The 26,652-nt window shown below is 36.6% G+C and carries 23 protein-coding genes; 4 read left to right on the top strand and 19 right to left on the bottom strand.

What is annotated here, in order from left to right; all coding sequences use genetic code 11:
- Positions 1-3 precede the first annotated feature (3 nt).
- The 11 genes from ACQ76T_RS02720 to ACQ76T_RS02670 all read right to left on the bottom strand — a co-directional run bounded on the left by ACQ76T_RS02720 (position 4) and on the right by ACQ76T_RS02670 (position 12,864).
- Positions 4-618, bottom strand: coding sequence for a protein-tyrosine-phosphatase (locus ACQ76T_RS02720; protein WP_431341815.1), 615 nt, complete (start codon positions 616-618; stop codon positions 4-6).
- A gap of 56 nt (positions 619-674) precedes the next feature.
- Complete coding sequence (locus tag ACQ76T_RS02715) at positions 675-1,004, bottom strand: ArsR/SmtB family transcription factor (RefSeq protein WP_431341814.1); 330 nt, start codon at positions 1,002-1,004, stop codon at positions 675-677.
- 147 nt (positions 1,005-1,151) lie between these two features.
- Positions 1,152-2,207 (bottom strand): alpha/beta hydrolase, encoded by a 1,056-nt coding sequence (locus ACQ76T_RS02710; protein WP_431341813.1) that lies wholly within the window; start codon positions 2,205-2,207, stop codon positions 1,152-1,154.
- Between the two features lie 535 nt (positions 2,208-2,742).
- Positions 2,743-3,708 (bottom strand): alpha/beta hydrolase, encoded by a 966-nt coding sequence (locus tag ACQ76T_RS02705; RefSeq protein ID WP_431341812.1) that lies wholly within the window; start codon positions 3,706-3,708, stop codon positions 2,743-2,745.
- A 110-nt stretch (positions 3,709-3,818) separates the two neighbouring features.
- Positions 3,819-4,316, bottom strand: a complete 498-nt coding sequence (locus tag ACQ76T_RS02700; RefSeq protein WP_431341811.1) for a hypothetical protein — start codon at positions 4,314-4,316, stop codon at positions 3,819-3,821.
- A 127-nt stretch (positions 4,317-4,443) separates the two neighbouring features.
- Entirely contained in the window at positions 4,444-5,025 is a 582-nt protein-coding gene (locus ACQ76T_RS02695; RefSeq protein WP_431341810.1) for a hypothetical protein, read from the bottom strand.
- 10 nt (positions 5,026-5,035) lie between these two features.
- Entirely contained in the window at positions 5,036-6,520 is a 1,485-nt protein-coding gene (locus ACQ76T_RS02690) for a rhomboid family intramembrane serine protease (protein WP_431341809.1), read from the bottom strand.
- 95 nt (positions 6,521-6,615) lie between these two features.
- Positions 6,616-7,053 (bottom strand): hypothetical protein, encoded by a 438-nt coding sequence (locus ACQ76T_RS02685; protein ID WP_431341808.1) that lies wholly within the window; start codon positions 7,051-7,053, stop codon positions 6,616-6,618.
- 259 nt (positions 7,054-7,312) lie between these two features.
- The gene (gene carB / locus ACQ76T_RS02680; RefSeq protein ID WP_431341807.1) at positions 7,313-10,495 is read right to left on the bottom strand and encodes a carbamoyl-phosphate synthase large subunit; all 3,183 of its coding nucleotides are present in this window, start codon (positions 10,493-10,495) and stop codon (positions 7,313-7,315) included.
- A 259-nt stretch (positions 10,496-10,754) separates the two neighbouring features.
- Positions 10,755-11,828, bottom strand: a complete 1,074-nt coding sequence (locus ACQ76T_RS02675) for a carbamoyl phosphate synthase small subunit (protein ID WP_431341806.1) — start codon at positions 11,826-11,828, stop codon at positions 10,755-10,757.
- Positions 11,829-11,973: 145 nt separating this feature from the next.
- Positions 11,974-12,864, bottom strand: coding sequence for an aspartate carbamoyltransferase catalytic subunit (locus ACQ76T_RS02670; RefSeq protein ID WP_431341805.1), 891 nt, complete (start codon positions 12,862-12,864; stop codon positions 11,974-11,976).
- 241 nt (positions 12,865-13,105) lie between these two features.
- Between ACQ76T_RS02670 and ACQ76T_RS02665 the strand changes: the two genes are divergently transcribed.
- The gene (locus ACQ76T_RS02665; protein WP_431341804.1) at positions 13,106-13,567 is read left to right on the top strand and encodes an Lrp/AsnC family transcriptional regulator; all 462 of its coding nucleotides are present in this window, start codon (positions 13,106-13,108) and stop codon (positions 13,565-13,567) included.
- A gap of 441 nt (positions 13,568-14,008) precedes the next feature.
- Here ACQ76T_RS02665 and argH read toward each other — a convergent pair whose 3' ends face one another.
- The 8 genes from argH to ACQ76T_RS02625 all read right to left on the bottom strand — a co-directional run bounded on the left by argH (position 14,009) and on the right by ACQ76T_RS02625 (position 22,862).
- Entirely contained in the window at positions 14,009-15,313 is a 1,305-nt protein-coding gene (gene argH, locus ACQ76T_RS02660) for an argininosuccinate lyase (protein WP_431341803.1), read from the bottom strand.
- Between the two features lie 257 nt (positions 15,314-15,570).
- On the bottom strand, positions 15,571-16,653 hold the full coding sequence (locus ACQ76T_RS02655) for a M20 family metallo-hydrolase (protein ID WP_431341802.1): 1,083 nt from the start codon (positions 16,651-16,653) through the stop codon (positions 15,571-15,573).
- Positions 16,628-17,422 carry an acetylglutamate kinase gene (argB, locus tag ACQ76T_RS02650; protein ID WP_431341801.1) on the bottom strand — a complete coding sequence of 265 codons (795 nt, stop codon included), beginning with the start codon at positions 17,420-17,422 and terminating at the stop codon, positions 16,628-16,630. The genes ACQ76T_RS02655 and argB overlap by 26 nt, the downstream gene beginning before the upstream one ends.
- 68 nt (positions 17,423-17,490) lie before the next feature.
- Positions 17,491-18,447, bottom strand: coding sequence for an N-acetylornithine carbamoyltransferase (locus tag ACQ76T_RS02645; RefSeq protein WP_431341800.1), 957 nt, complete (start codon positions 18,445-18,447; stop codon positions 17,491-17,493).
- A 225-nt stretch (positions 18,448-18,672) separates the two neighbouring features.
- The gene (locus tag ACQ76T_RS02640; protein WP_431341799.1) at positions 18,673-19,812 is read right to left on the bottom strand and encodes an aspartate aminotransferase family protein; all 1,140 of its coding nucleotides are present in this window, start codon (positions 19,810-19,812) and stop codon (positions 18,673-18,675) included.
- A gap of 264 nt (positions 19,813-20,076) precedes the next feature.
- A complete protein-coding gene (gene argC, locus ACQ76T_RS02635) occupies positions 20,077-21,042 on the bottom strand; it encodes an N-acetyl-gamma-glutamyl-phosphate reductase (RefSeq protein ID WP_431341798.1) in 966 nt (321 codons plus the stop codon).
- Positions 21,043-21,094: 52 nt separating this feature from the next.
- The gene (locus tag ACQ76T_RS02630) at positions 21,095-22,291 is read right to left on the bottom strand and encodes an argininosuccinate synthase (RefSeq protein WP_431341797.1); all 1,197 of its coding nucleotides are present in this window, start codon (positions 22,289-22,291) and stop codon (positions 21,095-21,097) included.
- Positions 22,263-22,862, bottom strand: coding sequence for a GNAT family N-acetyltransferase (locus ACQ76T_RS02625; RefSeq protein WP_422691700.1), 600 nt, complete (start codon positions 22,860-22,862; stop codon positions 22,263-22,265). Before ACQ76T_RS02625 ends, ACQ76T_RS02630 begins: the two co-directional genes overlap by 29 nt.
- Positions 22,863-23,022: 160 nt before the next feature.
- On the opposite strand from ACQ76T_RS02625, the gene ACQ76T_RS02620 reads away from it, so the two are divergent.
- The 3 genes from ACQ76T_RS02620 to ACQ76T_RS02610 all read left to right on the top strand — a co-directional run bounded on the left by ACQ76T_RS02620 (position 23,023) and on the right by ACQ76T_RS02610 (position 26,644).
- A complete protein-coding gene (locus ACQ76T_RS02620) occupies positions 23,023-23,439 on the top strand; it encodes a transposase (protein WP_431341796.1) in 417 nt (138 codons plus the stop codon).
- Positions 23,440-23,619: 180 nt separating this feature from the next.
- Positions 23,620-24,999, top strand: a complete 1,380-nt coding sequence (locus ACQ76T_RS02615; protein ID WP_431341795.1) for a porin — start codon at positions 23,620-23,622, stop codon at positions 24,997-24,999.
- 64 nt (positions 25,000-25,063) lie between these two features.
- On the top strand, positions 25,064-26,644 hold the full coding sequence (locus ACQ76T_RS02610; RefSeq protein WP_431341794.1) for an MFS transporter: 1,581 nt from the start codon (positions 25,064-25,066) through the stop codon (positions 26,642-26,644).
- Positions 26,645-26,652: the final 8 nt, after the last annotated feature.

Below are 26,652 nucleotides of genomic sequence, written 5' to 3'. Positions count from 1 at the left end.
TTTTTATCTTTTAATCATTGAAAAAACATACAACATTTCTGAAGCGATCTCTATACTTCGCTGATGGTATACCTCATCCTGTTCCGGTAAGTTGTCGGATGACTTTGGATCTTCAAATGTGATGGGAATTCTTGCTTCTGCGCCTGGTATAAAAGGACATCCGCCATCGGCCTGTGAACAGGTCATTACCGCGGCAAATCCTGAAACGGGGTTGAACGGACTGTCATATTTTTTAGAAAAGCCAATAATAGGCAGCGCATTATCATCATATTTCACAGCATACACCGGGTTATGATTTTCAGAAATTTTCAAAATAATCAACCCTTGATTGGCTAATATTTCGACAACTTTTGGAAATAAAGCGGTTTCTTCAGTACCTCCCGAGTAGCAGGAAACCAGATCAATCCCAAAATGGGCCGCTGCGGTCTGCGCCCAAATCTGAGCAAAGTGGCTCCGGCGAGAATTGTGAGTGCAGATAAAATTGATAGAGACCTCCTCTTTTTGAGCTACTTTTTTCTGAATAAAATCAATCAGAGGTTGCAGAATTTTCTTTCTGTTTTCGCTTACAGATTTTAAAAGTAAAACCTGTTCAATTGTTTTAGATACGCTTGCATTCATTGTATTTATTATTTATATATTGCAATATAACGATGTTAAAAAGTGTAAAAAATGCTTTAGCAGCATTGATTAGTATTGACTTCCTGATCAAAGAAAAAGTTAAATTGAGATTGTATGGTCTTCCAGATCTTCTCATCTATGCAATAGCATACAGATTTCCCTTCAATGGAACCTTTGATAATTCCAGTATTCTTAAGTTCTTTCAGATGTTGTGAAATGGTTGCCTGGGCCAATCCCAGCTCTTCCACCAAATCATTACAGATACAAGCCTTCTGATTAATGATATGCTGAAGAATAGCAATTCTTGCAGGATGTCCCAATACTTTAAATAATGCAGATAATCTGTTCTGTTCTTCTGTAAATATCTCTGTTTTAGTAAGTCCCATTTTCTTATATTTTTATATCGCAATATTACGATATGTTTTTTTCATGGACAAGAATTTTGAAATATTTTTTTCTCTCCTTCATAAAAATAGGGCGAATTGTATGTCTACAATCCGCCCTATACCCCAATAATTAATAATCAAAGTCTACTATTTCACTTTAGGATAAAGCTTATTTTTAAAATTTATAAAGTAGGTTTCTGTTTCTTTAAAGTCGTTGTTTTTCATAAACTTCACCACTGTATTCAGGTAAGTTTCTGAGGGAAGAAATTCTGTTCCCGTTCTGTCAGACAGTTTTCGGTAATCTGCTTCAAGCTGTCCGGGATTTTTGGCAAGCTGTTTAATATCGGTTCTAAATCCTTTGAATATGAATTTCAATGCTTCATAATTGGCAGGGTAAGAAACGGTACCATGAACTTCTCCGGGAAAAAAGCTATGCTTATAATGTAATGAGCTATTTTGCTCAACAATTCCTTTAAATTCTTCTATGGCCTGTGTCATATCAGAGTTCCAGTTTTTCTGCTGTTCTTCATTATCAGCCTGAGAAACGTACAAAGATTTCTTTGCCGGAAACTGTTTATTTTTCTCCAGATATTCTTTTGTTCTTGAAATCATTACCTTATTGTCCCACCATAAACTTGGGTCGTTGGCCACATAAGCATTGAAATATTCCGGATGGGTAAGAAATGTATTAATGGCAAATAAACCTCCAAAGGAATGCCCAACCAATACTGTATAATCCTGGGTTCTGTAGTTTTTATGGACGAATGGTTTTAGCTCTTCCTGAATAAATTTCACAAAATTTTCACTGCCACCACTGTCTGAGAAAAGTGTAAGATTTGGGTTTACCGGACTTTTCTTTTGAGACTTCGTTGGAGTAAGATCTCTTGTTCTTTCTGTATTTTTAATTCCTACGACAATGCATTCCGGGATATCTGCATACGGAGGTCTTGCCAGAAAATCGCTCATTCCTGTGTAATACTCAAAATTGATTTCACCATCTAAAAGATAGATAACGGGATATTTTGCCGGGCTGATTGTAGGATCGTTGTAGGTTTTAGGAAAATGGATCCATATTTCCCTGTTTTCATTCAAAATCTTAGAAAACAAAGCATGCTTCTCTCCTATTACTATTTTTTCCTGGGCTCTTCCTATGGTAAAAAGTAATAACAGAATACATGATAAAAATTTTAATCCGCTATTCATTATATCTTTCTTTTCGATGTGGATATTTTTATATTTACTTTTTTCGATGAATGATTTTCGCTAAGTAAAAATTGACGCTGGATATACGCAAAATCGCAAAAAGTGGTATTCTGTTTTGAGTAGTAAGAAGTAAGAATTTGAAATTGATCAAATTTATGGATGCGTGTTAAAATCTAATTACTAAATATATTTACTTTGTTAAAAGTATTCGATTTTCCTACCTCTTAGAAAACGTTTTAATCCTTTTAGTGACCTTGCGTTGTCCAGCAATTAATTATTTTTTTAAATCTTTTTTATCTTGCGGAAATCATTTTTCCATTTGTATAATAAAGTTTAATGATGCAAAACTACGTTATTTTTATTAATTCTAAATAAAAATATGATGAAAATCATAAAATATTTACCTTGCAAAAGTGCATAAATAAAGGGTTCCCGAAGATCGAAAACCCTGATATATTACTTATTATAATGTTTTTAAGAGCTACAATTTATTTTTGAAAGGTAAGATTGCTGTATCTGTATAAGGACTTAATTCTTACAATTTAGTTTGAAAATAGTAATCTTTAAAGATATCCTTTACAAATTCTGAGGCTTTTTCAAGAGCGTCTTTACCACATTCCAGATGTTCAAAATCATTCTGAAATACGTGATGCATGGCTTCCCAAATTTCTAAACGAACCTGAATCCCTTCTTTTGCTGCGGCATTCGCCAAATTAACTGAATCATCCAACAAATGTTCGTTGGCACTTACCTGAATAAGCAAAGGGGGCAAGCCTTTCATTGAGCCATATAGAGGAGAAATTCCCGGAGTTTTAATATCTATATCTCCAGCATATGCTGCTGCGGATTCTTTTAAAGTATCATAGTTAATCAAAGCATCTGAAATAGCAGAATCGGTCCAGGAAGCTCCCGTTAGCGTAAGATCGGTCCAGGGAGAGAAAACAACGGCTCCCGCGGGTTGGGTTATTTCCGGGGTTGCAGCGAGTTGCTGTAAAGTCGCTAAAGTAAGTCCTCCACCTGCAGAATCTCCCATCACTACAATTGATTTTGCGCCTTGCGTTAAAAGCCATTGATAAGCATTCATTACGGCATTCGGAGCAGCGGGAAAACTGGCCTCATCCGAGAGTGGATACTCTACCAAAAAAAGAGCCATCCCTGTTAAACTTGCTATTTTACTTCCCAATCCACGAAATGCCTTTGCAGATCCTAAGGCATAAGCACCACCATGGACATACAAAATAACTTTATCCGGCGCAGCTTGAGCCGGAATACACCACCATCCTTTAATTGTATCTATATTGACTTCTTTGAGTTCAGTTCCGTCCTGTATTGGAGTTTGGCTTATGAGATCATTATATGCTTCCTTAGGACTTCCTTTATGGTTTCCAAAAAAAGAGATGATCTCTTTCATTAAAGTAGTTTCTCTTTCTTTATCTCTGTCTGAGATTTTGTATTGAATGGTTTGCGGTGCTAGCAGACTTTTTTCTTCTTCGTTCAACATAATTTACAAGTTTTTTTCAAAAGATCATTGTGCTACACAATCGTATAACCCTATAAATGTACTTATTTTCTGTGCAAAAAAAGTTATTAAATATGCTATAGATACAGTTTTTATACAATAGCAGCCACCATCATAGACATGTAGTAATTGGCACAATGTAAGGCATTGATGAGTACGATTTCTTTATTGGGAATAGCTTCAAATTCTTCAGTAGTTGTGATTTGGTACTCATAGTTCATAGAGCTCCATTTCACATGGGGTTTCATTACAAAAAGTTCTGTTCCCTGCTGATCTGCAAGTACAAATGCATCTTTGAATATGCCTCTGTGTTTAAAAAGGTAGCCTTCTTTTAACCCATCAAAATAGGTCTGAATAACAATTTCCCCATTCCAGTTCATACGAAACTTCAAAAAAACTCTTTCCTGATCTTTCAATTCTATGGTTGTTCCCCAAAACCCTTTGGGCTCAATCTGAAAAATATGGTCTAAGGCTTCTAACTCAGCATTAAATGTAAACCAGCTTCTATAGGTAAGTTTCCCTATCAACTGATCCTCTTTGGTTACCTCAAAAGTTAAAGAATTACTGGATTTTGCGTAGTATTCCGACATGGCTGTTTTTATTATTAAAGCTTTTATTTGTAACGCTCTAATTTATAAATATTTCCGCAAAAAATCAGATAATTTTAGCATAACTCACGATAATCTATCCAACTTTGATATTGATAACGATTTTTTCTTACCTTTTTGATTTCCAACGTTTATATATTTCATCAGAAATCAGTTTAGATATATTATACAATTCCTTTTCAAGTTTCTGATTGGAAACAGTGAAAAACCGAGTACTGCCAACAGTCAAAAAAACTTCTTCATTTTTATTAATCTTGGTGCCTATCGTACAAAATATAAATGTTCTCCAACTGCTTCCACCAGAAGAAATCCTTTTCTTATGCTTACTGATTTCGAAATTCCTGATGTCTTCCATAGAAAACGATTTTGACGAAAAAACAGTCTTTTTTGATACGAGTATATTGGCTTTTTTATCGATCACCAAAATATTCTTTGCCGGTTGAATCAGTAACGAGACACTCATCGCCAACGGATATAAAGCTAACAATGTCATGACGAATACAAGGGCTATAGATTTGAAACTTTTAATTTCAAGGGCTTCCATTAAGAAGAAGTAAGTGACAGCGGAAAAAAATAGTCCCAAAGCAGTTGCAATCAGGATATCAAACCAATACTTAAAAGTTTTTCCGCGGTTAACAACCACTTTATCGGGCGTAGAAATAATGGTGAAATTGGCGATTTTCTTTATCAAAATACGATGTTTAATGGAGGTGATCTGTATTGCTTTCAGTATTCTCTTCTTTATTTTCAATGGCAGGAACAGCCCTCTTCTTCAAAAGCCACGCTATGATGACTCCAATAATAAATCCACTTACCAAACCTCCGATATGAGCGGCATTATCAATACCTCCTAAAACGCCCATAAGCAGATTAACGCCCATAAAAATAATTGTACTGAATAAAAATGCTTTAGTGAAATCCGGATGAAAAATTTTCATAAGCATACAAGCCAGAAAAAAGCCATAAAGCCCGAATATTGCTCCAGAAGCTCCCACACCTATAGCACCATCATACCATGCTATGCTTGCCAGACTTCCTATAAGACCTGTGATGAGATAAATTAATGTAAATTTTAACCTTCCTAATAAAGGTTCAATGAATATTCCGACAAACATAAGCCCCATCATATTTGTTAAAATATGTATTAAACCACCATGTAAAAACATACAGGTAAGCAATCGCCACCATTGTCCGCTTACTGTGAGCGGTTTATAATTAGCTCCCCAGTTCAGCAAATCTTCTCCTTTGAATGACAACCATCCTAATCCTGAAAATACCATAATAAGGTAAATCAAAACGTTTAAGTTGATAATAATTGGAGTTATAAAGAAACCTTCTGCTGGGATAAAGATTTCAAACATATCTTTGAGATCTGAATTTTTTTCAAGCTGCCCATTTTTAAAGTTTTTCAGCTTATCTTCCTGGAATTTTGGAAATACTAATGCAATCAGATAGATAAAAAGTCCTATTCCGAATGAGTACAGAATCCATAAACCTTTATTTCCGGCTCTGGTTTCAAACGGCCCTGATTTCGCTTCAAAAATAATATTTTTAACATACGGATTTTGTTTAATATTTTTTAATGCATTATTATATTCATCGTGGTCATTAGTATTTCCGACAACTTCCAGATAGGAGAATGTATTAAAATTGGTTGCATTAAATTCTTTCTGCGATTTTTCTGCAAACAATTTAAATTTTCTCATTTTTTCCTCGTTAGAAAGGCCCATGCTTATATCCTCAGAATATCTTTTACCAAGCCAATACCGGTAAGGAGTTTTAACTGTATCCGAAGCTTTTTCTAAAATCGGCATTGCAACATAGATAAGCATATTGATACGCTCGTTATTTCTTCCTTCTACAGACGTTGTATTTTGTAATGCAAGATGCTTTTTATCTATATAAAAATGTTTAAGCGAATAATAAGCAGTCTGTTCTTTTTCAGACAATTCTGAAATAGTATTGAGCCTGGTTAATTTTCCTGTAGCCGTTGTTAAATATTGCTGAGCAATAATAGTAGGTAATGCAATAGCCATGCATGCTAAAAACTGATAAAAAAAAGAGGTATCGTCTCTTTTGAATTTAAATAATTTGATTCTAGGCCGCAACCAGATCAAAATAGGAACAAAAGGAAGCCCGAAAGGAAGCCAAAACTCTATAATATCCTTTTTTATGGAGATACCCATTTTTATAAAAAGCAGCCAATGTAGGAAGGTATATATGATAATAAAACCTATGGCTATTAACAGAAATGGCTTGTAAATAATTTGTAATTTATCTTTCATTTAATTGTATAAACATAATCTGTTCTGATTCTCTCAGCATTTTTCTCCAACTCCTGAATGCTGTATTTTTTTCCGTCTATATCTACAGAATTTATTCTCCTATACCAACTGCTATTATAAGTTTGATCTATTCTTGTTGTTGAATGTGGGTTCAGCTCCATTGTAATGGCTGAATCTTTAATTTCAATTTTTTCAAGAGTTTTTAGATTTTTTATTTTCTTAAAATCTTTAGGAGACAAGACCTCATCTTCATAGTTAAAATTTAAATCTTTATGAAAAGGTCTCTTCAGATCATCTAATAATTTTTTCTTATAATTGATGGTGACCGTCTTTTTTGTGTCGGTTAAGTTCTGAAGATAAAAATCTGTTGATATTGAACATCCTGATAGAGCAAACAGGAAAACCATTACTAAAAGAAATCGGATTTGTTTCATTATATTCTATTGTTTAAGTATTTCTCATGTATTTTGAAAACAAAGTATACCATTCCATCTTGCAAATGTCATGATTTAATCATTCATGTCAAAATATCCCAAACGCTTAATATCGGGTTCTATTGTGTGATATTGAAAAGGAAGTGAACAAAATGACTGATTATGTATTTTATACCTTTAAAATAGCTTGCTACCTTAATAAAAAAACCTCATAGATTTTGAAAATCTATGAGGTTGGGAATATTATTCAAGCTCGAAATTACATCGTCTCCATTTTGAAGCTCATGCTTTCGATTACTTTTAAGATCGCTTCTACTGTATCCATTGAAGTTAAACAAGGAACACCGTTCTCTACGCTCATTCTTCTGATCTGGAATCCGTCTCTTTCAGCTTGTTTACCTTTTGTAGTGGTGTTTACAACATACTGAACTTTTCCTTTCTGGATCAGATCGATAAGATTTACACTTTCTTCTCCGATTTTGTATCCGATTTTGCAAGGAATTCCTTTTTCTTCGAAGAATTTTGCTGTTCCTTCTGTAGCCCAGATTCTGAATCCTACTTCATGGAATCTTGCTGCAAGAGCAGCTGCCTCCTCTTTATGTTTATCTGCTACTGTGAAAAGGATAGAACCGTGCATAGGAACTTTTCTTCCTGCTGCTACCAATCCTTTGTAAAGTGCTTTTTCAAGGGTTGTATCTTTCCCCATTACTTCTCCTGTAGACTTCATTTCTGGGCCTAAAGAGATATCAACTTTCGTTAGTTTAGAGAAAGAGAATACCGGAACTTTTACAAATACTCCTTCTTTGTTTGGAACTAATCCGTTTTCGTAGCCTAAATCTTTAAGTTTTTGTCCAAGGATTGCCTTTGTTGCAAGGTTTGCCATTGGAACTTCTGTGATTTTAGATAAGAAAGGAACTGTTCTTGAAGAACGAGGGTTTACTTCGATCACATATACATTTCCTTCGAAAAGAACGTACTGGATATTCATTAATCCGATTACATTCAGTCCTTTTGCTAATCTTTGAGTATAATCAACTAAAGTCTCAATTTCACTTTGTGAAAGATTCTGCGGTGGATACACTGCAATAGAATCTCCGGAGTGAACCCCTGCTCTTTCGATGTGTTCCATAATTCCTGGGATCACTACTGTTTCACCGTCGCAGATGGCATCTACTTCAATTTCTTTTCCTACCATATACTTGTCAACCAAAACCGGGTGCTCAGGGCTTGCTTCTACCGCATGCTCCATGTAGTGTGCCAATTCTGCTTCTGCATATACAATTTCCATTGCTCTACCTCCAAGAACGTAACTTGGACGAACCAATACCGGGTATCCGATTTCGTTAGCAATTTTGATAGCCTCTTCTTTTGAAGTGGATGTTCTTCCTTTTGGCTGAGGAATACCCATTTCTTGTAAAGCTTTCTCGAATTTATCTCTGTTTTCAGCTCTGTCAAGATCTTCCAGAGAAGTTCCTAAGATCTGTACTCCGTGAGAAGCTAATTTATCTGCAAGGTTGATCGCTGTTTGTCCACCGAACTGTACTACAACCCCTTTTGGTTTTTCAAGCTCGATGATGTTCATTACATCTTCTTCTGTAAGCGGCTCGAAGTATAGTTTGTCTGAGATAGAGAAGTCTGTAGAAACTGTTTCAGGGTTGTTGTTGATGATGATTGCTTCGTAACCCATTTCTTTGATCGCCCAAACAGAGTGAACTGTAGCATAATCAAACTCAACTCCCTGTCCGATTCTGATAGGTCCTGATCCTAAAACGATGATCTTTTCTTTATCAGAAACTACACTTTCGTTTTCTTCTTCATAAGTTCCGTAGAAGTATGGGGTTTCACTTTCAAATTCAGCAGCACATGTGTCTACCATTTTGTAAACCGGCATGATTCCGTTTTCTTTTCTAAAGTTGAAAACCTCACGTTCTTTTACATCCCAAAGAACTGCGATATTAATATCAGCAAAACCTAATCTCTTAGCTTCGATTAATGTTTCTTTGTCAAATTTGTTGGCAGCGATTACTTTTTCGAAATCAACTAATTTCTTAAGTTTCCAGATGAAGAATTTATCTATTTTACTCCATTCTACAATCTGCTCCCAGTCGTATCCTCTTCTTAAAGCATCTCCAATGATGAATAATCTCTCATCATCACATACTCTGATTCTTCTTTCGATTTCTTCAGCTGTAAGCGCCTGAGCCTGCTTAGTTTTTAATCCTAAATGCTTGATTCCTGTTTCTAATGAACGGATCGCTTTCTGTAAAGATTCTTCAAGGTTTCTTCCGATCGCCATTACTTCACCAGTAGCTTTCATCTGAGTAGAAAGTCTTCTGTCTGCTGTTTCGAATTTATCGAATGGGAATCTTGGGAATTTTGTTACCACATAATCAAGAGCCGGTTCGAAACAAGCGTATGTTTTTCCTGTTACCGGGTTCATGATTTCATCCAGCGTTAATCCTACAGCAATTTTTGCAGCAATTTTTGCAATCGGGTACCCTGTTGCCTTACTTGCTAAAGCAGATGAACGGGAAACTCTAGGGTTTACCTCGATGATATAATATTCGAATGAATGTGGATCTAAGGCCAACTGTACGTTACATCCTCCTTCAATCCCTAATGCTCTGATGATCTTCAGGGAAGCATTTCTCAGCAACTGATACTCTCTGTCTGAAAGCGTCTGAGAAGGAGCCACTACGATAGAGTCTCCTGTGTGAACTCCTACCGGATCTATATTTTCCATGTTACAAACTACAATGGCATTGTCGTTTGCATCACGCATTACTTCGTATTCAATTTCTTTGAAACCTGCGATTGATTTTTCAATAAGACACTGGGTAACCGGACTGTGCTTCAGTCCCAATTCAGCAATCTCTTTCAATTCTACTTCGTTGGAAGCGATACCTCCTCCGGTTCCTCCCATTGTAAAGGCAGGGCGAACAATGACAGGATATCCGATATTATCAGCAAAAGCAAGTGCTCCTTCTACCGTGTTTACGATATCAGATTCCGGTACCGGCTCATTCAATTCTCTCATCAACTCACGGAAAAGGTCTCTGTCTTCTGCTCTGTTGATTGCAGAAAGTTTAGTTCCCAATACTTCCACTTTACATTCTTCAAGAATTCCTGATTTTTCCAATTCTACCGCCATGTTAAGACCTGTCTGTCCTCCTAATGTTGGTAATAATGCATCCGGACGTTCTTTTCTGATGATGTGGCTTACAAACTGTAATGAAATCGGCTCAATATATACTTTATCAGCGATTTCCACATCCGTCATGATCGTCGCAGGATTTGAGTTGATCAAAATTACTTTGTAGCCTTCTTCTTTCAAAGACAGACAAGCCTGCGTTCCTGCGTAATCAAATTCAGCTGCCTGACCGATAATGATAGGTCCTGAACCGATTACTAAAATTGTTTTTATATCTGTACGTTTTGCCATTTTTCTTTTTTTATTAGAGTCAAGAATCAAAATTCTTAAACTTCGTATTTTTTACTTTTATAAAACTTACGATTGTATTTTGTCATTCCGTAGAAATCTAACTTATTATAGTTGAGATTCTTCATTACGCTACTGCTTCATTCAGAATGACAGGTTAAGTTTTTTGTATTTTGTCATTCCGAGGAATCGAGGAATCTCGTTTTACTGTTGGGATTCTTCATTCCGCTTTTGCTTCTTTCAGAATGACAATTGGAGTGTCTTACTTTTTAAAGTCCTCCATCATTTGAATGAACTCATCAAACAGGTAGTTTGCATCTTCTGGGCCAGGGCTCGCTTCAGGGTGATACTGAACGGAGAAGCAAGGGTAGATTTTGTGTTTTAATCCTTCGTTTGTTCTGTCATTCAGAGCGATGTGCGTTTCGATAAGGTCTGTTCCTTTTAAGCTTTCCTGATCTACTGCATACCCGTGGTTTTGAGAAGTAATAGCTACTGTATTTTTTTCTAAATCCAATACAGGGTGGTTTCCTCCTCTGTGTCCGAATTTCAGTTTGAACGTTTTTGCTCCACAGGCAAGACCTATTAACTGGTGTCCTAAACAGATTCCGAAGATAGGAACTTTTCCAAGCAATCCTCTGATCATATCCAGAGCGTGCGGTACATCTTCCGGGTCACCAGGACCGTTAGAAAGCATGATTCCGTCCGGATTCATCAACAGGATATCTTCTGCTGTTGTATCCTGAGATACGACGATGATATCACAGTTTCTTTGAGACAACTCTCTGATGATTCCCAATTTTGCTCCGAAATCTACCAATACTACCTTGAAACCTCTGTTTGGGTTTGCATAAGGTGTTTTAGTAGAAACTTCTTCTACCTGATTGGTTGGGAAAGTCGTTGCTTTCAGTTCTGAAGCGACAGCCGCATCATCTGCATCTGCATTTACGATTTTTCCTTTTACCACTCCGGAATTACGAAGAATCCTTGTTAATCTTCTTGTGTCGATTCCTGAAATTCCTGAAAGGTTTTTCTTTTTAAATAATTCATCTAAAGTAATCTGAGTACGGAAGTTGGAAGGAAGATCGCAAAGTTCTTTTACGATAAGTCCTTTAATTGCCGGCTCAATACTTTCATAATCATCACGGTTAATACCATAATTCCCGATAAGCGGATAGGTCATACAAACTATCTGACCGCAGTAAGACGGGTCAGAGATCAATTCCTGATACCCTGTCATTCCGGTATTGAAAACTACTTCCCCTGCAGTTTCCAACTCTGCTCCGAAACCTTCTCCATGAAACACTTCACCGGACTCCAGTATTAATTTTTTCTTCATTTTTTCTATTTAGATTTTCTTATACTTTCTATTCTATTTTAAACCACCCCGACAAAAATTCTTTGAATTTTCGCCACCCCTCCAAAGGAGGGGAATTTTGCGGTGTCTATAATTTCGGAACTCGAATCCCGAATCTTATTTATTTTTATTTAAAGGTATACCCTTTACTTTCTAATGCTTCTTTCAAAATGGCCATTCTTGCGAAAACGCCATTCTGCATTTGCTTAAAGACTCTTGATCTTTTGCATTCTACAAGATCTGAATCTATTTCCACATCTCTGTTGATGGGTGCCGGATGCATGATGATTGCCTCTTTTTTCATTCCCTGCTCTCTTTCTTTCGTCAATCCATATCTTTTATGGTACTCTGAGGCAGTAAAGCTCATGGCTGCATCGTGTCTTTCATGCTGAATTCTCAATAGCATCAGAACATCCACTTCAGCGATCAGCTCGTCAACTGACATATAAGTTCCGTTGATCAGGGCTCCCTCGTCAAACCATTGCTCTGGTCCGGAGAAGTATACTTTTGCGCCCAGTCTTCTTAATGCTTCTGCATTTGAGTTGGCAACACGGCTGTGTTTTACATCTCCTACGATCCCTACTTTCAATCCTTCGAATTTTCCAAACTCCTGATAGATTGTCATCAGATCCAGCATACATTGTGAAGGATGGTTTCCTGTGCCGTCTCCTCCGTTAATTACCGGAATGTTGATGTTCTTCAATTCTTCAAAGTATCTGTCTTTTTTATCTCGGATCACCACCAGGTTTACTCCCAGGCTTTCGATCGTTCTCACTGTATCATAAAGACTCTCGCCTTTGTTTACTGAACTGTGCGATGCATCAAAAGGAACAACCTGTAATCCCAGTTTTCGTTCTGCAAGATCAAAGCTTGTCTTTGTTCTTGTACTGTCTTCGAAGAAAAGGTTTGAGCAAAAAACTTCTCCTTCAATTTTGGCAGTTTTACCATTTGCAAAAGCCAGTGCTTCTGTCAGTATACTGTTGATTCTCTCGGTGCTTAGTTCTGTAATCGTAAACATAATTCTTAATTTTTGAGCATAAAAAAAGCGAAGACAACAATCTTCGCTTAATAACAATAAATATCGTAAAGGGCGCTTTCGCCCGGTAAATCTAATGATATAAATGCTTTTTTATTCATTAGGTGCAAAGATACAACAATTTTATGAACCTACAAAAATTAAGTTTGAAATAAATTAAAAACTTTAGTATTTCCTTATTCTCATTTAAAATTAATATTTTTGTTACAACTCAAATTAGTTTATGGATTTAAAAGACAAAATGATTCTCAGTATTATTCAGGAAGACTCCACATTATCTGTTAAAGAAATTTCAGAAAAGATAGGTCTTACCTTTACTCCTACGTATGAACGAATCAAACAACTGGAGAAACAGGGGATCATTGAAAAATATGTCGGTCTTTTAAACCGTGAAAAACTGGGCCTGAATATCATCGTATACTGTAATGTCCGCCTTAAAGAACAATCCAAAAAAGTATTGGAAACCTTTGAGAAAAACATCGGAAATTATGATGAAGTTCAGGAGATCACAAGCCTTTCCGGGGAATATGACTATATGTTGAAAATTATTGCAAAAGACATCAATTCTTATAATGAATTTGCGGTAAATGTGATTTCAAATCTTCCCAACATTGGGCAATATCACAGTTCTATAGTATTGCACGAGGTGAAAAAATCAACGAAGTTTAAAATTGATCTGGAATAAGTCCTTTTACTTTTAACCTCATTATTAGTTCTCATCTTACTTGCTGAAAATCTTTGATTTTCTTGCGTACTATTATAATGTACATTATTGTCATTTTGCGCCTTTGTGTTTACTAACAGATTTATCCTAATCTCTTATTTTGTTGAGAAACGCAAAGACACAAAAGAAGTTTATAATCTTTATGCTTTAAGGCACTAAGGTTTTATCTCCGATAAAATAAATGGTATACAGCTTATTAAATATTAATTTTCAACTATATTAATAGTTTCAAAATCAATCATCAAATTCAAAGAACGAAATAGAATCCCACCATTAAGATTGTTTAAGCAGGTAAGATTTATTAAGATTAAGGGGTTCACAAACGAATGCAAGGCAGAAAGCTAAAATAATTTTAGGCTCTACTGGTTCTGCTTTATTTTTTCAATCTTAATGGCTTAGATTCTAACCCAATAATTTGTTTTTCAGCTTATTGAACTGATACTCTATTTTATCCAGGCAAAGATTCCCAATACTTCCCTGGTGAGTATGATCCAGATTTCCAGGTTCAAAATCAAATGCATTGTTTTCGATTTCCTGTCCTACTTTCACATAAGCATCACGGAAAGAACTTCCGTTTTTTACTTCTTCATTAATCTTTTCTACGCTGAACAGGTATTTGTATTTTTCATCTTCAAGAATTCCGTCTTTTACCTTAATGTTGGGTAAAGTATAGCTTAGAATTTCAAGACATTCTTTTAACGAATCTATCGCCGGGAAAAGGATTTCTTTTGTGAGCTGCACGTCTCTGTGATATCCTGAAGGCAGATTATTGGTGAGAAGAATCAGTTCATTCGGAAGTGACTGAATTCTGTTGCAGCGTGCACGAACCAGTTCAAAAATATCCGGGTTCTTTTTGTGGGGCATAATGCTGCTTCCCGTCGTAAATTCTTTTGGAAAACTAATGAAATCAAAATTCTGACTCAAATACAAGCAAACATCATAAGCAAACTTTCCAAGTGTTCCTGCTAAAGTGGCCATTGCCATTGCCAGCATTTTTTCCGACTTTCCGCGGGTCATCTGCGCATACACAGAGTTATAGTTCATTGTCTGAAAGCCTAAGTTATAAGTGGTACTTTCACGATTAATCGGGAATGAGGAACCATATCCTGCAGCAGAACCCAATGGGTTTTTATTGATGATATTTTTGGTGGAAAACAGCATTTCAACATCATCTAAAAGGGCTTCTGCATAGGCGCCAAACCACAATCCGAAAGATGAAGGCATCGCGATCTGCAGATGGGTATATCCTGGTAGTAAAACATTCTTGTGTTGATCTGCCAGTTGAATTAAAATCTGGAAAAAATCGTCTGTAAGTGCTGTAATTTCACGGATCTCATCCAATAAATACAACTTGATATCCAGCAAAACCTGATCATTTCTTGATCTTGCAGTGTGAATTTTTTTTCCTGTATCTCCTAATTTTTCAATTAAGATAGCTTCTATCTGAGAATGGATATCCTCAGCTTCTTTATCAATTTCAAAACTCCCATTTTCAATTTCATGTAAAACAGTATTTAAAACAGCTAACATCTGCTCTGATTCTTCCTGAGAGATAATCCCAGCTTCTGCAAGCATTGTACAGTGTGCCATTGAACCTTTGACATCATATTTTGCCAGACGTTCATCAAAGTCGAGATCTTTCCCGACAGTGAATGTATTCACTAATATATTGGTGGCAAGGTCATCCTTCTGCCATATCTTTTTCATATTGATTCGATTTAAAATATTTGATTGGTTTTGACTTGCCCAGCAAGGCATTCCTTAATTATTAACTATAAAAAAACATCTCCTCATTAAAAGTTTTTCTTTTTAATATTCTTTTTTGCATAAATCTTTATTAAAAATGTCAACTTTTTGCCTGCTGAGCGGAGTCAAAACACATATTGAGTCGGAAGTTTGAGATTGGAGGCCGGAAGTAAATTACAAACTATGATAACTCCCTTACCCTATCTTCACCTTCCATTTTATAACACTTTTTCCAAAATTTGGATATAGATATCAATCCCTTCTTCTATTTCATTGATATAGATGAATTCATCCGCAGTGTGAGAGCGCCTACTGTCTCCAGGTCCCATTTTCACGGAGGTACATGGTATAATTGCCTGATCTGAAGAAGTTGGGGAACCGTAAGTGGTCCTGCCTATTTCCAACCCTGCTTTCACAAATGGATGATCCATTTCAATTTTTGAAGAATTCAGCCTGAAAGATCTCGCCGTAAGGGTTGATTTCATTTGGGACTGAATCATTTCGAAGGCTTCCCTGTTAGAATACTCATCTGTAACTCTTACATCCAGTGTAAAGTTGCAGGATTCGGGCACTACGTTATGCTGTACTCCGGCATGGATTCCTGAAAGGGTAATTTTAACATCTCCCAGATATTCTGATACTTTTGGAAATTTAAAGTCTAAAATATGCTGCAGATCCTGCATACATTTCACAATCGAATTATCATCATTAGGATGAGCAGCATGAGAAGGAGTCCCCTTCATTTCCCCATCTATCACCAACAGCCCTTTTTCTGCAATCGCCAGATTCATCTGCGTGGGTTCTCCTACAATGGCGAGTTCAATATTGGGAAGCTGTGGAAACAGGGCTTCAATTCCGTCAAAACCTGAAATCTCCTCCTCTGCTGTCAAAGCAATAACTAAATTATATTTTAAATCTTCTTTTTCATAGAAATATAAAAACACCTGTGCCATAGAAACCAACGATGCACCAGCATCATTACTTCCCAATCCGTACAATTTACCGTCTTTTTCAACGGGAACAAACGGATCAAGCGTGTACGCTTTATTTGGCTTTACGGTATCATGATGGGTATTCAGTAAAACAGACGGTTTGAATACATCAAAGTTTTTATTGACTGCCCAAATGTTATTTTTAAAACGTTTGGTCGGAATCTGATGTTTGCTGAAGAAATTTTCAATTTCTACCGATGTATTGAACTCATCTTTGCTGAATGAAGGAATTTCAATCAGGTTTTTAAGCAACTGCACCGCATTGTTTAGCAACTCTTCTTTATTATAAACAGATTTCAGTTCCTGCATGATGGTTTTCTATATGATTTTTAAGTTCGGTTTCTTTAATCAGAAACACTTTATTTACATTATTTTTTACTGCTCCAAGAGCATTTTCCAGTTTGGGTAAGATCCCTTTGTGAAGTTTTCCCTGTTCTTTAAGTGCTGAAAATTCTTCTTCAGAAACACTTTTTATCACAGAATCCGGATCATTAATATCTTCTAAAACGCCTTCTTTATCGAAACAATACAGCAACTCCACTTCATATTTCTCTGATAAAGCCTGCGCCATTACAGAGGCAATGGTATCGGCATTGGTATTGAAGAGATTTCCTTTTTTGTCGTGGGTAATCGCTGAAAATACCGGAATGAGATTGAGTTTTATCAGTTTTGAAAGTAATTTCTTATTAACACTTTTCTTACTGATGTCACCCACAAATCCGAAATCTATTTCAGGATGTTCTCTTTTTTTGGCTTTAATCAGATTACCATCTGCTCCGGAGAATCCTATGGCATTACATTTCTTCTGCTGTAGCTTTTCAACAATATTTTTATTGATTCCTCCAGCGTATACCATTGTTACAATATCGAGAGTCTCTTTATCGGTAATCCTCCTTCCATTGATCATCTTCTGCTCAATCCCCAGTTTATCAGCAAGCGTTGTAGCCAATTTTCCTCCTCCGTGTACAAGAATTTTCTTTTCCTGGATTTCAGAAAACTGTTCTAAGAATTGGCTTAATAATTCTTCATCATCAATTAAAGCTCCGCCAATTTTTATGATGTATAACTTTTCTTTCATTGTAAACTTTTGAGATATTTACCTCTTTTTATCCTTGTTAAGATGGAAAACCTTGACAAGGATCGTTATCAGGATTTTAATTCATCTAAAATTTCACTGAACACAGCCTGTGCTGAGAAAATACGATTCTTTGCCTGCTGGTAAATGATAGAGTTTTCTCCGTCCATTACCTCATCACTCAATTCCACGTTACGACGAACGGGTAAACAGTGCATTACCTTTCCGTTGTTGGTATTTTCCAATTTCTCATTGGTAAGCATCCAATTTCCTTTCACTTCCGGCATTTGTGCATAATCGTCAAAAGACGACCAGTTTTTCACATAGATAAAATCTGCATCTTTTAATGCTTCATCCTGATCGTGAATTACCTTTATATCTTTGGTGAAGTTTTTATCAAGATCATATCCTTCCGGATTAGCAATAACGAAATCTACGTCCATTTCCTGCATCCATTCTGCAAAAGAATTTCCTACAGCCTGAGCGATCGGCTTGATGTGAGGAGCCCAGGTTAATACAACTTTCGGCTTATGGTCTTTTTTCCAGTTTTCTGTAATAGTAATGCAGTCTGCCAAACTTTGTAAAGGGTGGCGGGTTGCTGATTCCAAAGATATAACCGGCACTTTCGCATGTTGCTCAAACTGACTCAGAATGCTTTCGTTGACATCGTCTTCTTTGCTTTTCATTCCAGCGAAGCAACGTACCGCAATGATGTCACAATATTGATTTAATACTTCTATTGCATCTTTGATGTGCTCTACGGTATCTCCGTTCATTATGGCTCCATCGGCAAATTCCAGATTCCAGGCTTCCTGTGCAGCGTTTAATGTTAACACATTCAATCCCAGGTTTTGAGCGGCAATCTGGCTGCTTAAACGGGTTCTCAGACTAGAATTTAAAAATACAAGTCCTATTGTTTTTCCCTTTCCTTTTTCTGTTTCGGTAAGCGGATCGGCTTTTATCTGTAAAGCTTTTTTTATGATGTCCTGTAAGTTTTCTACATCACTTACAGAGGTGAATTTTTTCATTTTAAATTGATTTTAAAGATTTTTATCTTACATATTATGTGAGTTTTAACGCTATGATCGCAAAGTCTTTTTTTATTTTAACTTGAAAACATTTTCATTCGCAAGGGCGTTTCACTCACCAATTGAAAGTCATGTTTATCATTCTGAACGAAACAAAGTGTAGTGAAGAATCTCTTTTTTATCATAGTAATAGATTCTTCCTTCGTCAGAATGAATTTTCACAGGTTAAATATTCTCCAATACCACTTTAAGGGCATTGATGAAAAGATCTGTTTCCTCTTTTTTGATATTCAGTGCAGGAAGAATCCTCAGCACCGTCTTATCATTTGAGTTTCCTGTGAAAATATGATGATCAAAAAGTAATTCTTTCCTTACTTCTGAACAGTCTCTGTCGAGCTCTATTCCGATCATCAAACCTTTCCTTCGGATTGACTTGATATGTGGTAAATCTTTAATTTCATTTTCTATATACTCGCCCATTCGCTGAGCGTTTTCAACAAGATTTTCATCTTTCATTACGTCTAGAACTGCAATAGCAGCCGCGCAAGCAAGATGGTTTCCTCCAAATGTGGTTCCTAGCAGGCCGTTACTTGCTTCGAATTTAGGATGGATCAGAACACCTCCGATTGGAAATCCGTTACCCATTCCTTTTGCTATTGTAATAATGTCTGCTTCAATTCCAAACTCCTGATGGGCAAAGAAATATCCGCTTCTTCCGTATCCAGACTGTACTTCATCTAAAATAAGTACCGTGTTGTATTTTTCACACAGTTCTTTGATTTTAGACAAAAACTCAGCGGTTGGAATCATAATTCCTCCTACTCCCTGAATTCCTTCGATAATGACTGAAGAAATTTCGTTTCCATGAGTAGCAAAGGTTTCTTCTAGCTGCTGTACATCATTCCATTCTGATTTGATAAATCTTTCAGAAAAGTTAACCGGAGCAACAATTTTTGGGTTATCTGTTACAGCCACAGCTGCTGATGTTCTTCCGTGGAAAGATCCTGAGAAATAAAGAACTTTGCTTTTCCCGTTATGAAAAGAAGCCAGTTTCAATGCATTCTCATTAGCCTCAGCTCCTGAATTGCACAGGAAAAGATTATACTCTTCATGACCTGAAAGTTCCCCTAGTTTTTCTGCCAGCTCAGTCTGCAATCCGTTCTGAACGGAATTGGAATAGAAAGAAATTTTTTCCAGCTGGTCTTTTAATTTATTTTGATAATGCGGATGATTGTGCCCGATAGAAATCACTGCGTGGCCCCCGTAAAAATCAAGATATTGTTCTCCTTTTTCATCCCAAAGAAATGATCCCTGAGCTTTTACCGGATTTATGTTGAATAATGGATATACGTTGAATAAATTCATTTTTGTTGTTTTTTTATTTTTCTTTTGTCCTGAAACAAAAGAAACAAAAGTTAAAGACCTGGAAACTTCCACTAAAAATTAGTTCTATTCTCTGAAAATTCTAAAACTTGTGCGAAACCAAAACCTGTTCTTCGGTTCTGTATTTATGTTGCACCTCGCAACAGTAGAATTTTCTTAACGTTCGTAGAATTAATTTTCTTAACGCTCCACTTCCCTAAGTCGGATTTACTTATTGTTTAAAATTATCAATTACTTATTGTCAATTTAAAATGCTAACGGCTTTAGGTTTAATCCTGCATTTTCTTCCCAACCCAAGGCAATATTCATGTTTTGTACTGCCTGACCTGAAGCTCCTTTTAACAAATTGTCAATCGCTGAGTGAATAACCGCTACATTTCCACTTTTTTCAATCTGAATCACACAGCGATTGGTATTGACAACCTGCTTTAAATCAATTGCTTTTTCACTTACCTTTACAAAAGGTTCATCTGCATAAAAATCCTGATACAATTGATAGATGTCAGAAATTCCTAAATCTGTTTTCACTGTAGAACTTGTAAAAATCCCTCTCGCAAAATCTCCTCTCCATGGTACAAAATTCAGGCTGACTTCTTTATGGTTAAACAAAACTATATGTTTCAAAATCTCATCTACATGCTGATGGGTCAAAGTTTTATAGGCTGATATATTATCATTCCTCCATGTAAAATGTGTAGTAGCCTGCAAAGACTGCCCTGCACCTGTAGATCCTGTAATTCCTGTCGTAAAAACCTCATCCAGCAATCCTTTTTCCGCTAATGGTAAAAGCGCAAGCTGAATAGCTGTTGCAAAACATCCCGGATTGGCAATACTTTTTGATCCTTCCAGTTGTTTTTTATTAATTTCAGGCAATCCATAGATAAATTCTCTGTTTCCAAAATCTCCATCCAAACGGAAATCATTTCCCAAATCTATAACCAGGGTTTCTTCTTTAACAGAGTTTTGCGTTAACCAGTTCTGGCTTTCTTTATGAGGAAGACACAGAAAAAGAACATCTACCTCTTCCGGCTGATCTGTTAAAACCTGATCACAAACTGTCGCTAAATCCGGGTACAAGTCTGATATTTTTATACCCGAATTCGAACGACTATATAAAAAACTCAATGTCACATGGGGATGAAAAGCCAGTAAGCGTATCAACTCACTTCCTGTATAACCGTTTGCTCCTACAATTCCTACTGTTTTCTTCATATCGTAATGAATAGAACCATGTTCTATCTTTTGTTAAATCGCTCCTTTGGAACTAGTTGATATTTTTATTGATCTGGTGATATATATTTAAAGAATTGCTTACAATTTTTGTATATCCTTTTACATCATCTCCTGTCCATGCTCTGTTCGCTTCTCCATAGCTTCCGAATTTATCCGACATTAAATCATGATCGGATTCAATTCCGTTTAAGATAAATCTATATGGATGAAGGGTTACAAAAACTTTTCCGCTTACTGTTTTCTGAGAATCTATTAAGAAAGATTCAATATTTCTCATCACAGGATCTAAGAAAAGCGCTTCATGAAGCCAGTTTCCATACCAGTCGGATAACTGAGATTTCATCATCTGCTGATATTTTGACAATGTATGCTTTTCTAATAAATGGTGAGCTTTAATGATTACTGAAGCTGCAGCAGCTTCAAATCCTACTCTTCCCTTAATTCCCACAATAGTATCTCCTACGTGAATATCACGTCCAATACCATAAGCCGAAGCCAATTCTTCTATTTTTTGAATCGCATATACAGAGTGTTCAAAACTTTCTCCGTTCACCGAAATCACTTCTCCGTTTCTGAATTCAATCTCCAATTCTGAAGGCTGTGTTTGTTTCAATTGTGAAGGAAACGCTTCTTCCGGCAGATAGTTTCTTGATGTCAACGTTTCTTTTCCTCCCACAGAAGTTCCCCAAAGGCCTTTATTGACAGAATACTGAGCTTTATGGAACTCCATTTCATATCCGTAGTTCTTCAAAAATTCAATTTCTTCTTCACGGGACAACGCCATATCTCTGATCGGCGTAATGATTTCTACACTTGGGCACATTACCTGAAAGATCAGATCAAAACGAACCTGGTCATTTCCTGCGCCTGTACTTCCATGAGCAATAGCATCTGCATTTACTTCTAACGCATATTTTGCGATTTCCTGAGCCTGAATGGTACGCTCGGCACTTACAGAAAGAGGATAGGTATTGTTTTTCAGCACATTTCCGAAGATCAAATACTTCACGCAAGAATTATAGTAGTCTTCCTGAGCATCTACGCACCTGTACTCTTTTACTCCAAGATTTAAAGCTTTTCTTTCTAATTCTTTTTCTTCTTCTTTTGAAAAACCTCCTGTATTTACAGTAACGGCGTACACATCATATCCTAGTGTTTCACTAAGATATTTAGCACAGTAGGAAGTATCTAAACCTCCGCTAAACGCTAAGATGACTTTCTTGTTCATTGTTATATTTAATTTCCGGCTGCTTATTGACAGCACCATTTACTTTATTATTTTCCGGAACGAAAAGCATTGCTGTACAAAGACAGTTTTTACGTTCCTTCATCATTAGAATCTCATAATTCACACAGTTCTTACAGCCATTCCAAAATTCCTCATCCTGAGTCAGTTCTGAATAAATCACTGGCTTATATCCTAAATCACTATTAATTTTCATAACAGCAAGACCTGTTGTAAGCCCAAATACTTTCGCATCCGGATATTTATCTCTAGATAACTGGAAAACCTTATGCTTAATTTGAGTCGCTACTCCCCCGTTCCTGAATTTCGGTGACACAATAAGTCCCGAATTGGCAACAAACTTCCCATGTGACCAGGTTTCTATATAACAGAAACCTACCCACTCTCCGTTTTCAGTGGCCACCACAGCATTGCCCTCTGAAATCTTCTTACTCAAATATTCGATGGAACGTTTTGCGATTCCCGTTCCTCTACGCTGTGCAGAATCATACATTTCCTGCTGTATTTCACTCACATACATTAGATGTTCGCATGAGGAAATTTCTATTTCCATTTATTTATCTAAATTTTTTGGCAAATTTAAAATATATTTTCTTTTAAAACCAAATAAAAAAGATATTTTTTTTGTTTAAAAAATTTACACAGGTAAAATTATCTTTAATCAAAAATGTATATTTGCTAATTTATTATATATTTGCTAAAATACTATAGTTATGGAAAATACTTGTCCAAAATGCCACAGTAACAAAGTAGTAAAAAGCGGTATTGTGAATGAAAAACAGCGTTTCCACTGTAAAAACTGCAACTATTATTTTACCGTAAAAAAACTGGGAAAACAGATTGATGATTATTACGTAACAAAAGCTCTTCAGCTTTACCTGGAAGGGTTAAGTTACCGTGAAATAGAGCGTATTATAGGTGTTTCCCATGTTACCATCAGTTCATGGATAAAAAAATACAATATTACTAGGCCTCCCCATTCTGATTTCCATCCGGTATATAAAATATTAAAACAGAGCGAGCTCATTGAATATATTGCCCAGGAAGAAAACATTAAAAATTCAGGAATTATCATTACGCAATTTGCAGATAAGTATATGCTGATCAAATGGGAAAGATTTAAAAAGTAGGGATTAAAAAAGATAAGAGACAGGCAGATAACAGGCTATATATAGCATCAAAACAAAGATTATGGAGCTTTTAAGTTTTTTTAGCTATAGTATTACCACTAATATATATTAAATTTTCGTAAATAAATTATTAATTACAATTTGGCATTCACAAAAAACAACGCCAAAAATTGATAATTTATGAAGAAATTACTTACATTCATTGGATTTGCCTTAATCAGTAGTTCTCTATACTCTCAAGGTTCTCCTGATTATGGCAGTGGATTAAAAGTAAACCTCAACCCTGAGGGAGACAAATTCATCAGATTTATTTTATGGGACCAGCTGTGGCTGAGAAATACATCCATGAACCCGGGGAGTATGGTTGGCGGAGAACCTACCGACAACTCATGGAGTATTGGAAACAGGAGATTACGGGCCCTCACCTATGCTCAGATCTCTAAAAGATATATGATTCTCCTGCATTTTGGAATCAACAATCAAACCTTTATCAACGGAGGCGCTACAGGAACTTCAGGAACAGGCGGTTACGGAAACGGAAAGAAAACACAATTGTTTTTTCATGATGCCTGGAATGAATATGCAGTGATTTTACCTGGAGAAGCGGGAAAATTCAGTTTATCTTTAGGGGCAGGGCTTCATTATTATATGGGACTATCCCGAATGACAATGGCGTCCACTCTCAATTTTCTTACTGTAGATTCTCCGGTTTTTTCCTGGCCTTTGATTGATCATTCCGATCAATTTGCCAGACAGCTCGGAATGTTTGCTAAAGGAAAATATGGTAAACTTGAATATCGCTTCAGCCTGAACAAACCTTTCGCAACAGATTTAACCCCATTAAACGTTACCGACCCTTCAAAAGCAGTTGCAGTAGACAATAACGGAAATCCAAGCTTTTCAAAAGCCGGTTATGTTGAATATCAATTCCTTGATGAAGAATCTAATACGCTTCCTTTTAAAGTAGGTTCTTATCTGGGGACTAAAAAAGTATTCAACGTCGGAGCAGGATTTTATCATCAGGCAGATGGAACCAGAACGTCTGTTAATTCCAATATTGAAAAGCATGACATAACTCTTTTTGCCGTAGATGCATTTGCAGATATTCCACTGGGAGAAGCAAAAAATAAAATGGCGGTTTCAGCATATGCCGGATATTATAACTACAATTTCGGTCCAAACTATATAAGAAATCTGGCAACCATGAACATTGCGGCATCCGACCCCAATTTCATCGGCAATAAAGCAATTGCAGGACCAGGAAATCTACAACCTACCATCGGAACAGGTAATATTATCTACGCGCAGGCAGGATTACTATTACCCAGCCAAGCCGAAAAACCGAAAATAAGAATACAACCTTTTGCAGCCTATACCCACAAAAGTTTTGAGGCATTTGATAAATCGTCATCCCAGTTTGATGTCGGAGCCAATTGGTTCATAGACGGGCATCATGCAAAAATCACGACTCAATATTCAACAAGACCGGTTTATACAAGCCCTACGGAAAGTCCATCTTCAAAAGGGGAATTTATTGTACAGTTCCAAATTTATCTATAAAAAAAGTATAACATTTCAGCGAATGAATTAATATCCTATTCCACAAACATCAAAACTAATCAATATGAGCGAAAATCATCACGAAAGCTACGAGAATATGACCGACAAGCAGAAAAACCGCACGATTTGGAGCGTTATTACTGCATCATCACTCGGAACTCTGATAGAATGGTACGACTTCTATATTTTTGGAAGTTTAGCCATCGTACTGGCCACCAAATTCTTTCCTGCAGATAATCCTACCGCTGCATTTTTGTCTACTCTGGCTACTTTTGCCGCCGGATTTGTTGTAAGACCTTTCGGAGCTTTATTTTTCGGAAGACTGGGAGATATTATCGGAAGAAAATATACCTTCCTTGTCACTTTATTAATCATGGGTTTCTCTACATTCCTCATTGGATGTATTCCCAGCTATGAAACGATTGGTTTTATGGCTCCTGTTCTGGTTTTAATTTTAAGATTATTACAGGGATTGGCTCTTGGAGGCGAGTATGGAGGCGCAGCCACGTATGTTGCAGAATACGCACAACCTCACAGAAGAGGGTACTGGACATCGTGGATCCAAACAACCGCAACAGCAGGACTTTTTATCTCCCTCATTGTCATCCTGGTAACCAAGAATTCTCTTTCTCATGACGAATTCGATAACTGGGGATGGAGAGTTCCTTTCTGGATTTCTATTTTAATGGTGGGAGTTTCTTACATCATCAGAAAAAACATGAAGGAATCTCCTCTTTTTGCAAAAGCTAAAAGTGAAGGAAAAACGTCTAAAAATCCTTTAAAAGAAAGTTTTGGAAACAAATACAATTTCAAATTTGTTCTTCTTGCCTTATTTGGGGCAGCCATGGGACAAGGGGTAATCTGGTATACCGGTCAATTCTATGCTATGAGTTTCCTGCAAAAAGTAATGAATGTAGAATCAGCACAGGTAGATTCTCTGATGGCAACCGCCCTTTTCCTGGGAACACCTTTCTTTGTATTCTTCGGATGGCTTTCGGACAAAATTGGACGAAAAGCTGTAATGATGACGGGTATGCTGGTTGCAATTTTAGCCTACCGCCCTATTTACGACAGCATGTTTAAAAGTGTAAATCTGGAAAACAAGACAATTGCTACCAACGGAATTTCAGAGAAAAGAACAGCCAAAATTCACAATAGCATTACAACAGACAGCCTTGTTACTTTTCACCATGAAATTCTTTATACAGACGGAACGTTAATCAAAAAAGACAGCACTGTTCACTGGTCTCCCACAGGACCTGCTTTGAAAAACGGAAAACCCGAAGAAGCAAAAGTTTCCCAAAGCGTTACCCTCAGCGACAATACGAAATGGTATCTGGTATTCTTAGTATTTATTCAGGTTATATTTGTAACAATGGTATATGGACCTATCGCTGCTTTCCTGGTTGAAATGTTCCCGGTGAGAATACGCTACACCTCCATGTCTTTACCTTATCACATTGGAAATGGGGTATTTGGAGGATTATTGCCTGCTGTGGCCACTTATCTTGTCACCACAGGAAAAGAAGCCGGCCACGCGACATGGTATCTTGAAGGACTGTGGTATCCTATTGGAGTCGCCGCTGTGTGTTTGATCATTGGATTGATTTATCTTAAAAATAAGAACAATAATCTTCACGATTAAGCATTCAA

Origin of the sequence: Chryseobacterium sp. JK1 (genome assembly GCF_050632815.1) — a bacterium.
In the GTDB taxonomy this organism is placed as follows: domain Bacteria; phylum Bacteroidota; class Bacteroidia; order Flavobacteriales; family Weeksellaceae; genus Chryseobacterium.
Note: the sequence above shows the minus strand (reverse complement) of the source record. Positions and strands in the feature narration are given on the sequence as shown.

Excerpts from the sequence above, each read along its gene's own strand:
- ACQ76T_RS02720 (WP_431341815.1), bottom strand. The coding sequence starts at position 618 with ATGAATGCAAGCGTATCTAAAACAATTGAACAGGTTTTACTTTTAAAA.
- ACQ76T_RS02715 (WP_431341814.1), bottom strand. The coding sequence starts at position 1,004 with ATGGGACTTACTAAAACAGAGATATTTACAGAAGAACAGAACAGATTA.
- ACQ76T_RS02710 (WP_431341813.1), bottom strand. The coding sequence starts at position 2,207 with ATGAATAGCGGATTAAAATTTTTATCATGTATTCTGTTATTACTTTTT.
- ACQ76T_RS02705 (WP_431341812.1), bottom strand. The coding sequence starts at position 3,708 with ATGTTGAACGAAGAAGAAAAAAGTCTGCTAGCACCGCAAACCATTCAA.
- ACQ76T_RS02700 (WP_431341811.1), bottom strand. The coding sequence starts at position 4,316 with ATGTCGGAATACTACGCAAAATCCAGTAATTCTTTAACTTTTGAGGTA.
- ACQ76T_RS02690 (WP_431341809.1), bottom strand. The coding sequence starts at position 6,520 with ATGGGTATCTCCATAAAAAAGGATATTATAGAGTTTTGGCTTCCTTTC.
- ACQ76T_RS02685 (WP_431341808.1), bottom strand. The coding sequence starts at position 7,053 with ATGAAACAAATCCGATTTCTTTTAGTAATGGTTTTCCTGTTTGCTCTA.
- carB (WP_431341807.1), bottom strand. The coding sequence starts at position 10,495 with ATGGCAAAACGTACAGATATAAAAACAATTTTAGTAATCGGTTCAGGA.
- ACQ76T_RS02675 (WP_431341806.1), bottom strand. The coding sequence starts at position 11,828 with ATGAAGAAAAAATTAATACTGGAGTCCGGTGAAGTGTTTCATGGAGAA.
- ACQ76T_RS02670 (WP_431341805.1), bottom strand. The coding sequence starts at position 12,864 with ATGTTTACGATTACAGAACTAAGCACCGAGAGAATCAACAGTATACTG.
- ACQ76T_RS02665 (WP_431341804.1), top strand. The coding sequence starts at position 13,106 with ATGGATTTAAAAGACAAAATGATTCTCAGTATTATTCAGGAAGACTCC.
- argH (WP_431341803.1), bottom strand. The coding sequence starts at position 15,313 with ATGAAAAAGATATGGCAGAAGGATGACCTTGCCACCAATATATTAGTG.
- ACQ76T_RS02655 (WP_431341802.1), bottom strand. The coding sequence starts at position 16,653 with ATGCAGGAACTGAAATCTGTTTATAATAAAGAAGAGTTGCTAAACAAT.
- argB (WP_431341801.1), bottom strand. The coding sequence starts at position 17,422 with ATGAAAGAAAAGTTATACATCATAAAAATTGGCGGAGCTTTAATTGAT.
- ACQ76T_RS02645 (WP_431341800.1), bottom strand. The coding sequence starts at position 18,447 with ATGAAAAAATTCACCTCTGTAAGTGATGTAGAAAACTTACAGGACATC.
- ACQ76T_RS02640 (WP_431341799.1), bottom strand. The coding sequence starts at position 19,812 with ATGAATTTATTCAACGTATATCCATTATTCAACATAAATCCGGTAAAA.
- argC (WP_431341798.1), bottom strand. The coding sequence starts at position 21,042 with ATGAAGAAAACAGTAGGAATTGTAGGAGCAAACGGTTATACAGGAAGT.
- ACQ76T_RS02630 (WP_431341797.1), bottom strand. The coding sequence starts at position 22,291 with ATGAACAAGAAAGTCATCTTAGCGTTTAGCGGAGGTTTAGATACTTCC.
- ACQ76T_RS02625 (WP_422691700.1), bottom strand. The coding sequence starts at position 22,862 with ATGGAAATAGAAATTTCCTCATGCGAACATCTAATGTATGTGAGTGAA.
- ACQ76T_RS02620 (WP_431341796.1), top strand. The coding sequence starts at position 23,023 with ATGGAAAATACTTGTCCAAAATGCCACAGTAACAAAGTAGTAAAAAGC.
- ACQ76T_RS02615 (WP_431341795.1), top strand. The coding sequence starts at position 23,620 with ATGAAGAAATTACTTACATTCATTGGATTTGCCTTAATCAGTAGTTCT.
- ACQ76T_RS02610 (WP_431341794.1), top strand. The coding sequence starts at position 25,064 with ATGAGCGAAAATCATCACGAAAGCTACGAGAATATGACCGACAAGCAG.